Origin of the sequence: Treponema primitia ZAS-2 (assembly GCF_000214375.1) — a bacterium.
GTDB lineage: Bacteria > Spirochaetota > Spirochaetia > Treponematales > Breznakiellaceae > Termitinema > Termitinema primitia.
The window spans coordinates 3000936-3015494 of sequence record NC_015578.1; the positions used below are offsets into that span (position 1 = coordinate 3000936).

The following is a 14559-nucleotide window of genomic DNA, read 5'->3' on the forward strand; positions in this document are numbered from 1 at the left end:
ACTTGACACAGGGGCCTTACACGAGGTCAGGAACCTTGAGGGTCTTCAGATACGCTTCCCGCCCCAACTGGTAGAGGTTGTTACCTTTACTGTCGATGATGACCACCACGGGAAAATCCTTCACCCTGAGACGGCGTATAGCTTCAGGCCCCAGGTCGTCAAAGGCGATGACTTCCGCAGCTTTAATACACTGGGCGAGCAATGCCCCTGCGCCGCCTATGGCGCCAAAATAGACCGCCCCGGCCTTTTCCATGGCGGCCACCACTTCTGCAGAGCGCTTGCCCTTGCCAATCATGCCCCGCAGGCCCAGGTCCAGCAGCCGGGGGGCATAGGCGTCCATGCGGTAACTGGTAGTGGGGCCCGCAGAGCCTATGACATCTCCCGGGGCCGCCGGGGTGGGGCCCACATAATAGATAACTGAGTCTTCCATGGGGAACGGAAGGGGCTTTCCCTGATCCAGCAAATCCACCAGCCGCTTGTGAGCCGCGTCCCTGGCGGTGTATAAGGCGCCGCTGAAGTATACCGTATCCCCCGGCGCCAAGGGGGCAGCCTTTTCCCTGGTCAGGGGCAATTCGATTCTGTGTTCCATTAGAGAACCTCCCGAACGTGGCGGGCCACATGGCAGTTGATATTCACCGCGCAGGGCAGCCCCGCAATATGGGTGGGCATGGTTTCAATCGCCACAGCAAGGGCCGTGGTGCGCCCCCCGAAACCCTGGGGCCCGATGCCCAGGGCATTGATCCGTTCCAGCAGTTTTCCCTCAAGCTCCGCATAGTAGGGGTCACTGTTAACTGTCCCCAGGGGGCGGAGCAGGGACTTCTTCGCCAGGAGCGCCGCTTTGTCAAAGGTGCCCCCTATGCCGACCCCCACCACAATGGGGGGACAGGGGTTCGGCCCGGCGGCCTCCACCACGGAAATCACAAAGTCCATCACCCCTTCGACTCCGTCCGAAGGCTTGAGCATCTTTATCTGGCTCATGTTCTCGCTGCCGAACCCCTTGGGGGCCACAGTAATAGTAACATCGTCGCCGGGAACCAGTTCCAGGTAGAGCATGGCCGGGGTGTTGTCCCCGGTGTTCACCCGGTTCAGGGGGTCCTTCACCAAGGATTTGCGGAGGTAGCCCTCATGGTAAGCCCGGCGCACCCCCTCGTCAACCGCAGCGGGGAGGTCCCCTTCTATATGAACGTCAAAGCCTATTTCCAGAAACACGCAGGCTACCCCGGTGTCCTGGCAAATGGGAACCTGATTGTCCGCGGCAAGTTCAAAGTTAGTGATAATTTTGTCCAGCACATCCTGTGCCACAGGCCAGGTTTCCCGGCCCCGGAATTCTCGGATACAACTCCGCACATCCTCACCAAGATTGCGGTTCGCTTCAATACAGAGGCGCTTCACAATATCCCTAATCTCTTGAGCCTCAATAATTCTCATCTCGTCCTCTCTTAAGCGGTAAATTTCTAAAAACTGAAGTTTTTAGAAATTCCCTTATCCAATTTTGTTCAAGTCCCCGATGCGCTGGGCTCCCTTTTCGCCTACCACCCCCACCAGGAGGAAACGGCCGCTCACGGGGTCCACAAGAAATTCCTTGTTCAGAGTAAAATTCTTGATCTCAGCGGTACTGCGCACATGCATACGGGGGCCGTGGCAGACCCAGCTTTCCTCACCTATCCTGATGTGCATATCATCCAGAAAGGAGATGGGGATATCCCGGGCAATCATTTCGTTCACTTCCTTTTCAATCTCGTCCAGGCTTAACTTGAGTTCCGGCTTTTCAAGAAAACTGAAGATAAAGCCGTGGCGGACATCCGAGTGAAGGAAGGTTTCTGTCATACCGTGTTTGCGCATCACATATTCGCAGAGATCCTCCGCACTGTGGGTCATCTTGCGGAAGGGCTGGGACTTAAAAACGATGTCCGCAATATCCTGGGGTTCGGGCCCAAAAAGGGTGGGCCTGGTGATGATCACCTCCTCCCCCATGCCGATGAGGAGATGGGCGTTGCGGTTCAGGAAGGGGTAGATCAGATCGAAGTGCTCCACCACCACCCGCTTGCCCAGATCAACCGCGTCCAGGATAGCCTTGGCAAGCACATGCTTCTGGGTAAAGGCCGCTTCAAAGTGAATGTCCAGGTGGTAGGTGTGGGGGCTGTAAAACCCCGTGGCATCCTCCGCCACATCCAGCAATGGCAGGGGCCTGATGTTCACCCCGTCGTCGTCGTTCACCAGTTCCAGCCCGGGAAACATTCCCTTGATCACCATGCTCTTGCCGGAGCCGGCGGTTCCCACCAGGCCGATGAGCTTATCAAAGGGGCTGAGGTAATCCTGGGCAATCTGCATCCCCAGATCAGCCATCCGTTCAAAGCCCCGGGGGGCGAAAAAAACTGTATACAAATGGCTTTTTTGCAGCCGTTCCTGAAAGGGCATGGTCACATCCTTTAGGGAAGTTTGTGTATAATGCAGATGCATTATACACAAACGCTGTTTAGAAGGGATACCCCGCATTGATCAGCCCAATGATACGCTGCATCTCGTTGTAGACTATCATGTACCCCTCATCCACCCCCATACCGGGCTTCGCCAGTATTTGTACCGGCCTGGTGGCCATGGCCAGATGCACGCACACCTGGGCTGAGCGGTCAGTTTCGTTGCAGGTTCCGCCCTGGTAGGCGCCTATGCCCTTTTCCTTACAGTACAGCACCGCTTCAACAATGTTGCCAATGCCCCCAAGGTCCGGGGTTTTGATCTGTACCATGTGGCCCGCTTTGTTATCCGCGAAGTAACGGATGTCTTCCAGGGTATTGCACCATTCGTCGGCTACTATTTCTACGGGGATCTTCCGGTCATCCACTACCTTGGTCAGGCCGGCCAGGGCCAACATCTGCTTTTCCCGGTCCTCCACATCCATGGGGCCTTCGATACGGAGCTTAAAGGGCCGGGCCGCGTCGCTTAGGCGCTCCAGGTAATCCGCCATGGCCTGGTAGTTGTTGTTGCCAAAGACCTGGCCTATGGTGCCGTATACGTCCAGGTGCAGAACCGGGGCGTAGGTTTTGTCTGAGCGGAGCGAACTGATCCGGTCCCGGAGCCAGCCCACATATTCCAGGAGCAGCTCCCCCTTTTCGCCCAGCTTAGTTTTTACATTGTTGATGAGCCCGTGGGGCAGCACCTGGGCGCCCTTGATGATCATCTTGTCCACATTGTCGTACCGGGCGTCCCCGCTCTGGGTAAAGATGGGGATCCCTTCAGGAATGACCTTGAGGCCGTATTCGGAAGCTACCACCTGGCACATGAGTTTTTTGCCCGCCTTGGCCGCCGCATCGAGCAGGGCCTGGGAAACACCGTAGCGGATAGCCGTATGGAGCCGCTTGCTGTCCACGGTCATAAGCTCAAGTTCCTTGGCAAGGGACGTGAAGTTGTCCGCATTTTTGCCCACCAGCCAGGGGATGATGTGCTTTTCGATCACCGGGATAAAGTCCCTGGCAAGGAACAGGGGGTCCCGCCCGCCGGCGCCGGAGTACTGCACTGCGGCGCAGTCCCCGTAAGCCACCTGACCGTCTTCCAGGACCAGGATCACCGAGATGGCTTCCCCAGCCTGGCGTATGGCCTTGAACCCCGGGGTTACCGGGTCCCCGGAATAGCTGGCGCCGTCTGCCTTGGCGCCCTTTTTAATGGCCCGCTGATCATCAAAGAAAAATCCGGTCCTTCCCGCTGAACATACTGCTTTTACAATCTTCATCATATACTCCTAGTTGGGTCTTCCCACTAACCTTCCCTTGCTGATGGCGTATACATCATCGATGACCATCTGGAAGGAAGCGTCCCGTTTTTCATACTTGGCACGGGAAGCCATTTTTTGCTTGTGAAACTCCAGGATTTCCGGGGTCAGGGGCAGGGCACCGGGATCAAAGAGCCGAATGGCCCCGTCGTTGTCCCGGGCGGGAAGCACCTTGCCGGCATTGTAGCGGCTCGGTGCAAAGGGTACGTCCAGTACCCCCGCCTGGAAGGCCCGCACCGCCCCCTTGGCTATGTCCCCGTCACCCAGTTGGAACACCTTGTCCACGATGCACCGGGTCTCCCCGGCGATGATCACCTTTTCGTCCATTAGGGAATTGGTGTCCACGGTCTGTTCCCCCAGCATGGTGATGATCTGCTTGGTGCAGCGCAGCCCCTGGGCATTGGCTTCCATGGTAGGTATGCCGATGGCCTCGTGGGGGGTTTTCACTATCACCTTGGTGGCGTGGGCCAGGGCTGCTACGGTGCTGCCCCAGGAAATCACCGCAAAGGCCTTGGCCTCGTCCTGGGGGAAGCCCCCCATCCACTGGTGGAGCACCGTGGTTACCACCACGTCCCCATAGCCGTAGGCCCGCAGGTATTCATCGGTCAGGCTTTGCAGCACCTGAAGTGCCGCCACGTCCTGCAGCAGATTGCCGCACTGGCCGTAGCCCACAGTAATGTTCTTCACCCCCTGCTCCGCCGCAAGGAGGCTTTCGATAATGGCAACCCCATGGGAAATGCAGGGAGGCACCAGAGTACCGGTCAGGGGACCAAAGGGTTCCCGGTTAATGGGGATCCCCGCCTCTTCGTAAATGCCCGTAAGCCGGTCCGCATACTGCCAGTCCAGGATGGTTTTTTCCAGGTCCGCATTTTTGGCATAGGGGATATTGTAGGAAATGCCCCCCCCTTCATAGCTGGTAAAGCCCCCGGCATAGGCAATTTCCGTAAGCAGCCGGGCGTCGGGAGTACCGTGGCGCACCTGCACCGGGGTGTCCAGGGCGTCGATAATCTGCCGGCACCCGGAAACCCCGTGGTTCACCGCAGGGAAACCGTTGAGCATGGACTTGCCCTGCTTGATCGATTCCTCGATCCCCTCCTCGGCTTTCTGAAAGCGGTTCTGCCGGGTATAGCTGTCAATGGTGGTGGGCAAAAGGTCCGCTTCCCCCTGATCCTGCAGGTAGGTGAGGAGCTTGATATGTTCCCCGATAAGGGCAACCCCAGCCCTGGGCTGGATCAAGGTGGTCCCGCTTTGCTTGGCCTTGAGCAGTTTCTTTGAAAAGATCTTGTGCTCCGGGAGGCTCTTGTGGTAAGCAAAGCTCTCTTCCAGATTTACATCCTTGCCTGTGGGCCACTGCTGGAGCACCTCCTGGCGAATCTTGTAAAATTCGTCATCCGTTATCCGTTTATTTTCCAGTTCCATATTCCTGAATCTCCTTTCTCATGATTGAGAGAGCCGTATCCGGCCAGGCTTCCGCCAATAGCCCCATGGCTGCCAGAATATACGATTTGTCGATATAAATATCCGCCGCCCTGGGTCTCAGGGATGCGGGTTTTGCCTTATTGTACAGGGCATGGGAGGCAATCTCCCCTGCCCGCTGGTTGTGAATGACCGCGCCCCCGGTCAGGACAAGCCGCCTGACCCCGGTAAGGTCCTTGCCGGTCTGCACAAAGACCTGGCCCATGGGGGTGTAGACCTCTTCGATAGTCCCTGCATGGCGGCTCACCGCAGTGTCCACCGCCCCCGCAGCCAGGCCAAAGTCCAGGGCCGCCCCGTCGGCGTCGGCGGGAATGAAGTCCGGGTGGGCTCCCAGGTATTCCACCCCGGCGCTCACTTTTTCAGGACTCAGCCCGGAAAGTCCGGCCAGTTCGTCGGCACCCAGGGCTTCCAGCACCCCCCCGGAACTATAGCGCATACCCAGGTCCCCTTCCACGGTACGCTTGGACTCCGGTTCAGGCAGCCCCTTCATCACCACATCCCCGGACTGGGGGCTTCCCTTGGCCACGGAATACACATCCGTGGTGGCGCCCCCCAGGTCCACGGCTACCAGTTCCCCGATACCCCGCTGCTTCTCCGTGCCCCAGGCCAGGAGTTCCATAGCCTTCTTAACCGCCGAAGGTGTGGGCATCAGGATGCCGGAAATAAGTTCCTGTTCCCGGGAAAGCCCCTTAGCCTGGATGATCCGTTTCAGAAAAAGCCGCCGTATCTCATCCTGGACAGGTTCAATGTTAAGTTTGTTCAGCTGGGGCATCACATTGGGGCAGCGGATCGTCTCCCTGCCTGTGGCGGCCAGTATCTTTTCACATTCCCCTGCCACCGCCCGGTTCCCTGCAACTATCACCGGAAAGGGGACATCCACGGAAGCCAGAATCTTGGCGTTGTGGAGTATGCAGTCCTTGTTGCCCCCGTCCACGCCCCCGCTTAGCAGGAAAATGTCCGGTTTCAGGGCGGCAATTTCAGCGGCATCCTCATCGGTCATTTCGTAGGAAAAGACCCGAATCACCTTGGCCCCCGCCCCCAATGAGGCAAGCCGGGACGCTTCGGCGGTCAGGGCCGGGACCAGGCCGCTGGTGACCATACGCAGCCCCCCGGCGGCGCTGCTACAAGCGTAGCGCTTAACCCAGGTGATGGGGCCCGTCTCTTTTTGCAGTTTTTCCAAGGCTTCCGCCAGGCCCTGGCCGACATCGGACTCCACCGTGGTATAAGCCGCAGCGGTTCCCAGGAGCCGTTCCCCCGCAAGATCCACCCCAGTCACCTTGGTATTGGTACTTCCGAAATCGATCAGCAAAACCGCTTCCATGGCCCTCAGCCCTCTATATGGAGATCTTCCCGCAGGGCGCTTATCGCCGTTTCCGGGGAGGTTCCAGGCCCAAAGACCCGGTCAAAGCCCATGTCTTTGAACCGCCTTTCCACATCAGCGAAGTCCTGCTTACCAACCACGATATTCCCCCCCACATAGAGGAGTATACCCTTCAGCCCGGCCTCGTCGCACTTATCCCGAAAGCCCCGACAGTCAAGCTCCCCATGGCCGTAAAGGGAAGACACCAGGATAACATCCGCCGCCGTTTCCAGGGCAGCCTCAATGTACTCCTCCTGGGAGACCATGACCCCCAGGTTGGTAACCTCGAAACCCGCAAGGGTAAAGGCATGGTACAGGATCTTGTTTCCCACCGCATGGACATCGGCGCCTATGACGCCTAGGATCAATTTTTTCTTCTCCATTGCTTATCCTCTTTAAAACTATAGCTCAATAGGACTCATTGATATATATCAAACGCTTATAGTTATAGTATAGTCACCGACCTATGCAATTGTCAATAAAAATTCTCAGAAATTTATGGGTATATTTAGAAATTTCCGATCCCGGTTCCATTATTAGATGATATATACCAATAGCTTCATAATTATTGAACAATTCCTCAGAACAAAAGGTATTGCCAAATGAATTGTTGTATTATTACAGTATAAGCCATTCAAACAACCAGGAGAGAACAGCGCAATGACGAAATCACAAATACCCGAATATCTGGACGGGATCCAGGGCCTGCTAAGCGGCCTTTCCGACAAAATATGGGACTATGCAGAAACTGCCTTTGAGGAATTTCAGTCCGCGGCCCTTTTAAAGGCCACCCTTTCGGAGCACGGCTTCGGGGTTGAAGAAAAAATCGGCGGAATAGACACCGCTTTCTGCGGCATTTGGGGCGCCGGAAAGCCGGTGATAGGGATCCTTGCCGAATTTGACGCCCTGTCAGGGCTCAGCCAGAAAGCCCATACCGCCGCCCCGGAAGCCCTGATCCCCGGGGGTAACGGCCACGGCTGCGGCCACAACCTCTTCGGCGCCGCCTCCCTGGGCGCCGCCCTGGCGGTCAAAGAGTACCTTGAGGCCAACAAAATCCCCGGAACCATCAAAGTCTACGGCTGTCCCGGGGAAGAAGGCGGCTCCGGCAAGGCCTTCATGGCCCGGGAAGGGGCTTTTAATGGCCTGGACGCCGCCTTTGCCTGGCACCCGAATGCCCTAAACGGCGTCATGGACGTGACTCTCCTGGCAAATTACCAGATCTTCTATAAATTTAAGGGAAAAGCGTCCCACGCCGCCGCCGCCCCCCACCTGGGCCGCAGCGCCCTGGACGCAGTAGAACTGATGAACGTGGGGGTAAACTACCTGCGGGAACACGTGATCCAGGAAGCCCGGATCCACTACGCAGTCACCAATACCGGCGGGTTTTCCCCCAACGTAGTCCAATCCAGCGCGGACGTACTGTACCTGATCCGGGCGCCCAAAACCCCCCAGGTGGAGGAAATCTACCGGCGAATCAACAAGATAGCCCAGGGAGCCGCCCTGATGACCGAAACCGAAGTGGAGATTGAGTTTATCAAAGCCTCCGCCAATGTGGTGCCCAATAAGGTCCTTTCCCAGGTCATGTACGATAATTTTTTGACCCAAACCCTGCCTGAGTATACGACGGAGGAACAGGAATTTGCCAAACGCATAGCCGGGACCTGTACCAAGCCCCGGGGCGCAGAAATAAAAGCCCTCCTGAGCCGGCCTAAGGTACAGAAAGAGTACATCGAGCTTTTGGGTGATAAAAACCTCTGCGGCATAGTCCTGCCCTTTTCCATGGAAGACCAGCCGATCCTGATCCCCGCCTCCTCCGATGTGGGGGACGTGAGTTGGAATGTGCCCACCGCCCAGGTGGCAACGGCCTGCTATGTCCTGGGCACCCCGGAACATTCCTGGCAGCTTGTTTCCCAAGGCAGGACTTCCCTGGGCCACAAGGGTATGCTCCTGGCTGCCAAGGTGATTGCCGCTTCCTGCGTGGACCTGTTTGAACACCCGGAGATAGCCGAAAAGGCCAAGGACGAGTTAACAGAACGCCTTGAAGGGGAAAGCTACCATAGCGCCATTCCCAAAGGCGTAAAACCCCAGGCCATAAGCAAATTGTAAAGCCTACAGTTTACCCTGATTTGCCCGGTAGAGGCGGTTGACCTCATCCTCCAGATAGAGGAGGGAACCCCGGTCCCCATGATAGCCGTATTGAATAGGCTTATGGCTCTGCATACAGGATCGCAGGATCAAATCCTCCTCCGGGGAGACGAAACGGGTATAGTCCGGGGGGATGATCAGGCGGTCACAGTTTTTAACCAGTTCAGAAAGACTTTCTCCCTCTTTAAAATAGGCAATTGCGATGGGATTGTTTAACTTGCAATACTGCCCACAGGCGGTGAGGATGAGCTGGGCAAAACGGCGGCTGGCGCAGGCAATGCCCAGCCTGGCATCCCCGGGAATAGCCGCAAGATCCAAGGCAGTACCCGTGGCAATGGCCATAACAAGCCGGGCCGGCTGGGCGCCGGGGGACATCTTTTGAGACAATTCCCCAAAATGGGTAGGGGTAGTTACCACTAGATCCGCCGCAGGCTCGAAACGGTTTGGCCCTCTGAGCACATCCTCCAGAAGGAATCTGGTAAGCTCCGTATGGGGCAGCCGCATGAGCTGTGCGGACATGGCGCTGAGGGTTTCCGGGCAGCAGTCCACCGCAGCCACGGTTACAGAAGTGACCTGTTCCTCCCGTTCCCGAAGCTTTAAGTCCAGGTATATCCGCACATCATGGGGTGAGAAGGAAAGCTCCTGCATACGGTCCAGAAAGGTGTCAATGGCCTGCATAGCCTGAACCTTGGACCCCTCACCCTTGGTTTCCCTGGGTATATTGACAAAGGTACCGCTGCCCCGCGCTTTTTTGATGAGCCCCAACTGTTCCATCATGTCATAGGCGTGTTTGATAGTGCCCTGGGATATCCCGGTCTCGACTGCCAAACCGCGGACCGTGGGCAGTTGGTACCCCGGGGCTATGCTTCCGGATACAATTGCACGGGTAATCTGATCCACAATCTGCTGGTAGATAGGTACATCCACTGAATCGCTGACAGATATCTGAACCATAAGCGCCCCCGTTTCTTAGATATAACTCGCAAGGTACAATTGATATATATTAAGTTGCGCTATTTATCCAAAACCGTCAAGGGCTAAACTATTATAAAAAACCTCATTCCAGCCCTTTTTACGGATATTTTACTAGCAATATTATCAAAAATAACTTACAATAATCCCATAATTTTACAAGCGTAAAAGGAGACCATATGAAAAAACGAATCATTTGGCCAGCCATACTCATGGCTGGATTATTAGTGCTTGGCTTAGCCGGTTGTACGGACAGTAACAACCCCGGCATCAGCACAAGTTTCAATGCAGATCTTGCAAGCCTTGGGGTAAGCTACATCCGCCCCCCCCCCCCCCCCGGTCCGAATTAGGCGAAACACCAATCCAGGTAGACCTGGATCCGTCTTTTAACACCAATACCGTCAGCTATACGGTTTTTGTTCCCAACTCGGTTTCTTCAATATATGTTGATGCCGTACCGGCTGATATAAAGGCAATCGTGATCCCATCCTCGCCTAACCCGGTCGAACTGGAGCCGGGGCAGGTCAAAACCATCACCATAACGGTAAGCGCCGAAAGTGGAAATACTAAACAATATATCATCAGAGCTACCCGCCTGACGGCAACCCAAACAGACGCTACCCTGCGTACCCTGACCTACAATGGGGTGACAGTTCCGGGCTTTAGCCCCACAGGCGATACCGAGTATACGTTTACAGTACCCTATGCCACAGAATCGGTCACCCTGGCTGCGACACTGGTGAATACAGCAGGCGAAGTGATTCTTCCCACACCTAATCCGGTTGAGCTTGTTCCGGGGGAGGAAAAGACCATTACCGTGACAGGCAAGGCAGCATCCGGAGATACCAAAGATTATACCATCAAGGTTACCAGGCTTCATGCCAGCGCCAACCTGAGTTCCATAACAATCAATGGTGTTCAGGTGCCGGGCTTTAGCCCCACAGGCAGTAGCTATACAATTACGGTACCCTATGCCGGCAATGAAACAATCACCGTGGCAGCCACCGGCAATGCAGAAGGTTCCACCCTGGATTATTCCATCGACCCTGACAGCCCGGTTGCCTTGGTTGCGGGGGTGGAAAAGACCATTACCGTAAAGGGCAAATCCGTATCCGGTGCCATTAAGGAATATACCCTTATAGTGACCCGGGCTTTGCCCAGTGATAATGCCAAGCTCAGCAGCCTTTCCATTAGCCCCTGGGCATTGAGCCCTCCTTTTGCCCCCGATACCCTAGAATACACCGCATCGGTTGCCAACGGGATTACTTCCCTTACGGTTAGCGCCTCAAAGCAGGACCCCTTGGCTGCCGCGCCGACTTTACCAACGAATCCGGTTTCTCTTAATGTGGGGGCCAATACCATCCAGGTGACTGTCCATGCTGAAGATCCGGCGATCGCACAAACCTACAAAATCGTGGTGACCCGTAGGCCGGAGGATCTGAACAACGCAAAATTAGCCACCTTGTCTGTCAATGGCGTTCCCGTGCCGGGCTTTGACCCCGATATAGGAGGCCCCTATGCGGTTAATGCCGCGTATAGGATAGATACAATTACCCTTGCTGCCCAGACAGAGGAAGAGAAAACGGGCGTTACCTTGAGCGGAGATACTCTTGACACAGCGCATCCCTTTGCCTCAGAAGTGTCGGAGGGTGGTACTAAAACCTTCACCGTAAACTCCGCCAAAGGTACTGGCACTAAGACCTATACGATCGTCGTAACACGGCTGCCTGCGAGTACCATCAATACCCTGAGCAGCATAACGGTGAGCGCAGGTACTCTGACCCCAAAGTTCACCAGCACTGGTAACTTTTATTCTGTTGAAATTCCCTACTTAACCCCCAACGTTACGGTAAACGCGGTGAAAACGAATGCGGAGGCAACAGTAGTGCTTTCTGTCAGTAATGGCCTTGCCATCACCAATGGGGTAGTTACCCTGAATGCCTCCACACCGTATCCCTTTACGGTTACCGCAACGGTCACCCCGGAAAGCCTAGGCGCTCCCGAACGGTACTACATTGAGTTCCGGCAGCAGGGCCAGCTTAGTGTGACTATCACCCAGCCCGATGAGGTGATCGATCTGGCCACGGATATCGGAAATAATCTCTCTATTGCTGGCGGTGGTTATATCACCGTTACTGCGGATATTTCGGGTATTAGTAATTTTGAATGGTATGTGGATGGAACCAGTATTGGTCAAGGGTTTGATAATTTTAATGGTACTTATTCTGTCAATATTACTGCTGCATCTGTTGGCGTTGGTACCCACACGGTACTGCTTCAGTTCTATAAAGACGAAATCTACTACGGTAGTGAAGTTTCCTTCAAAGTAGGGAAATAAGGAAGGTTATGATGAAAAAACACTTTGGTACAATAAGCGGCAACACGATTGCCCTTGCCGGTCTTTTCCTTGCGGCTATCCTGGGATTTGGGGCTTGCGCAAATCCCCTCAGTTCCTCCCCCGGGGGCGCCAAGCCCTCCGGCGTTAGCGGCGTGGAGATCAAAATAGCAAACGGGACTGAACGGACCCTGAGTCCCGATAATAAGTCCTTTACGAGTTATGATGTATATTTTTCCGATCGCAGCAACCCTGACTTCAAGGAAACCTATACCGGAACAACGGTCACCAAGAACCTGAGCCCCGGTACTTGGGACATCTATGTCTTAGCGTATGTAGGTAAAGTGCAATCCGCTTTTGGGTCTACATCATCGGTACCTGTATTTAATGGGCAATCAACAGGGGTAACCATACAACTCAGTCCCATTAGTCCCTTTACCAGTCCCGGTGATAGGGGCTCATTTACCTATTCGGTGCAGTTTGATAAGCAGGGTGTGCAGGATTATCCCATCCCCGGCGCTACACTCTCGCTTAGCCCGCTCTCCGGCATAAACAGCGCTTCCAAGAACTTGCTTAATGAGCCCAGCGGAACCATCCCCCTTGCCCCGGGATTTTACCGGCTGTTAATACAGGTGGCGAACAACTATGGCATGGCTTCCCGGTCTGAAGTGGTACATATCTACGCCGGAAAGGATACTGCGGCGCTACCCATCAGCTTTAGCCCTGAGGATTTTGGCCCCTTTGTCACTATTAATGGAACGGTAGAATTAGGCGGTCGAGATGATATTGTTGGCGGAAATATAGAATTGTACGCAGATCTCACCTTCCCGTTTATCTCCAGCGCACGGGCGTCTATTGATCCAAAAACAGGCAACTGGACTGCCCGGATCAAGCCCTATGTTTCATCGACTCTCCTCTATCCACGGCTCTCTCTGCAATTTACCGATGGATCTTCCATTTCTACGGAAGATCCATCTGGCTTTGATGCATACAATTTCGGTGCCGATATCATAGATGCTGGGTCAATAACTGTCCCGGATATCCATAAATATACCCTTAGAGGCGCCATCGACTTGTCCGAAATTGCGGACGCCGACATTACTCTTCCCAGTACTGTGTTGGTGTATATCCAACGGTCAGGCGTTATCCTTAATTATGCTTATCTCCCTTCCGCTAGGAACGGCAACTGGGAACTCGCCATTGCCTCCAAAGAGGATCTTTCAAGCACTGAAGTATCAATTGTCCTTTTGCTGAGTTCGGGTATTGTTTCCACAACTGAATACAGGACAGCCAAAATTACTGGCCCTGTAACAACAGGTTTGAACTTTAAACCCAAGGTTATCACAGAGGACGGGACACCGAAGCTGACGATAGGCAGTAGTGGGCAGAGTACGTTCATCTTCAAGCCGGCTGGCAGTGGTTCCTATTCCCTGGGTGTTATTCCTGTTATAGACGGGGACGCTGCAACTTTGACCGGGATAGCCCCTAGCCCTGCAACAAATCTTGGTCGTTATATCCTAAGCGCAGGAACACTTTACTCAATTACGGTTAGCGGAACTGCTAATAGTAATTACACCATCGCGCTTGATGGGCAGCAGCTTAGAAGCAATGCGGATCTGAGTGACCTCGAAGTAGTAGGCGATGTAGACGGCCTCCTGACCCTCAACCCGGGATTCAGCGCCGGTATCACAGATTATGAAGTTTCGTATACGCTTACATCCTATCATATCTTCGTAAACGCCACAGCGGATGATAGTAATGCACTACGCCTTTATATCACGAACAATGGCAGCTCTTACTCATACTCATCGGGCGAATCAATTTCGCTGTCGCCGGGAACCAATATCATTAAGGTAGAGGTTATCACGGAGGCTGGAAGGCTTAAGCCTTACACCATCACGGTAACCAGGCAACTGATGAGCCCAACCCCGACAGCCGACATAACCAGCGTCGCAAATGCCCCCGATTTGGGATATGTTTCCTTCTTCCTGACCAATAACCCTGTATACACTAAAACCACCTGGAAGGTGTATGATGCGCCTACCGGAAACACGGAAAAACCGGGTGTAACTGCGGTAAACCTCGACTCTACGTTGTTCCTTATCGATGAGGCGTCTGTCACAGATTCGGTAACTTACTATGTTAGCGCCACCGAAGAAGGCGGTTTGGAAAGCGTCGGGCGTCTGGCACTCACCGTTTCCAACCCCGGGGAAATTAGCTCCCTTAGCTTTAATGGCGACATCGAGATTAGTTACGAGGGATCCTCTAGCCCCATTATAATCTCCCAGTCCGGTTCCGGTTATCTATCTACAATTGACTTAAGTGTCTCCGGCGACTATGAAAGCTTTAGTTGGCGAGTGGACAACGTGAGTAACATTGCAGTCACTAACAGTATCACTCTGGATGCGACGGCTTATGAGACCCGAAACCATTTTGTTACCTTCAAGGGTGTCAAAGATGGCATACCCTATGCAAAGGAACTACCTTTCACGGTAGTTGAATAAG

The 14559-nt window shown here is 54.4% G+C and carries 11 protein-coding genes; 3 read left to right on the forward strand and 8 right to left on the reverse strand.

The genetic code is table 11. The annotated features are described in order from the left end of the window. Positions 1 to 16: 16 nt before the first annotated feature. The 7 genes from TREPR_RS12960 to glmS are packed head-to-tail and all read right to left on the reverse strand — an operon-like array spanning position 17 to position 6985. The gene (locus TREPR_RS12960) at positions 17 to 589 is read right to left on the reverse strand and encodes a Fe-S-containing hydro-lyase (protein ID WP_015708776.1); all 573 of its coding nucleotides are present in this window, start codon (positions 587 to 589) and stop codon (positions 17 to 19) included. Further along, positions 589 to 1428, reverse strand: coding sequence for a fumarate hydratase (locus TREPR_RS12965; RefSeq protein ID WP_015708777.1), 840 nt, complete (start codon positions 1426 to 1428; stop codon positions 589 to 591). The genes TREPR_RS12960 and TREPR_RS12965 overlap by 1 nt, the downstream gene beginning before the upstream one ends. 54 nt (positions 1429 to 1482) lie before the next feature. Next, on the reverse strand, positions 1483 to 2418 hold the full coding sequence (locus tag TREPR_RS12970; RefSeq protein WP_015708778.1) for an alanine-tRNA synthetase second additional domain-containing protein: 936 nt from the start codon (positions 2416 to 2418) through the stop codon (positions 1483 to 1485). 58 nt (positions 2419 to 2476) lie between these two features. Further along, positions 2477 to 3727: a methylaspartate ammonia-lyase gene (locus tag TREPR_RS12975; RefSeq protein ID WP_015708779.1), complete on the reverse strand. Its 1251-nt coding sequence runs from the start codon at positions 3725 to 3727 to the stop codon at positions 2477 to 2479. Between the two features lie 9 nt (positions 3728 to 3736). After that, a complete protein-coding gene (locus TREPR_RS12980; RefSeq protein WP_015708780.1) occupies positions 3737 to 5185 on the reverse strand; it encodes a methylaspartate mutase subunit E in 1449 nt (482 codons plus the stop codon). After that, positions 5169 to 6563: a methylaspartate mutase accessory protein GlmL gene (glmL, locus tag TREPR_RS12985; protein WP_015708781.1), complete on the reverse strand. Its 1395-nt coding sequence runs from the start codon at positions 6561 to 6563 to the stop codon at positions 5169 to 5171. Before glmL ends, TREPR_RS12980 begins: the two co-directional genes overlap by 17 nt. 5 nt (positions 6564 to 6568) lie before the next feature. Continuing rightward, positions 6569 to 6985 (reverse strand): methylaspartate mutase subunit S, encoded by a 417-nt coding sequence (gene glmS / locus TREPR_RS12990; RefSeq protein WP_015708782.1) that lies wholly within the window; start codon positions 6983 to 6985, stop codon positions 6569 to 6571. Between the two features lie 277 nt (positions 6986 to 7262). Here glmS and TREPR_RS12995 point away from each other — a divergent pair, with 277 nt between their 5' ends. Next, positions 7263 to 8708, forward strand: coding sequence for a M20 family metallopeptidase (locus TREPR_RS12995; RefSeq protein ID WP_015708783.1), 1446 nt, complete (start codon positions 7263 to 7265; stop codon positions 8706 to 8708). A gap of 3 nt (positions 8709 to 8711) precedes the next feature. Here the strand turns inward: TREPR_RS12995 and TREPR_RS13000 are convergent, their stop codons facing one another. After that, positions 8712 to 9701: a GntR family transcriptional regulator gene (locus TREPR_RS13000; protein WP_015708784.1), complete on the reverse strand. Its 990-nt coding sequence runs from the start codon at positions 9699 to 9701 to the stop codon at positions 8712 to 8714. A gap of 391 nt (positions 9702 to 10092) precedes the next feature. Here TREPR_RS13000 and TREPR_RS18825 point away from each other — a divergent pair, with 391 nt between their 5' ends. Together TREPR_RS18825 and TREPR_RS13010 are read left to right on the forward strand one after the other, a co-directional pair. Further along, entirely contained in the window at positions 10093 to 12057 is a 1965-nt protein-coding gene (locus tag TREPR_RS18825; RefSeq protein WP_245534835.1) for a cadherin-like beta sandwich domain-containing protein, read from the forward strand. An 8-nt stretch (positions 12058 to 12065) separates the two neighbouring features. Beyond that, positions 12066 to 14558, forward strand: coding sequence for a cadherin-like beta sandwich domain-containing protein (locus tag TREPR_RS13010; protein ID WP_081468669.1), 2493 nt, complete (start codon positions 12066 to 12068; stop codon positions 14556 to 14558). Position 14559 lies beyond the last annotated feature (1 nt).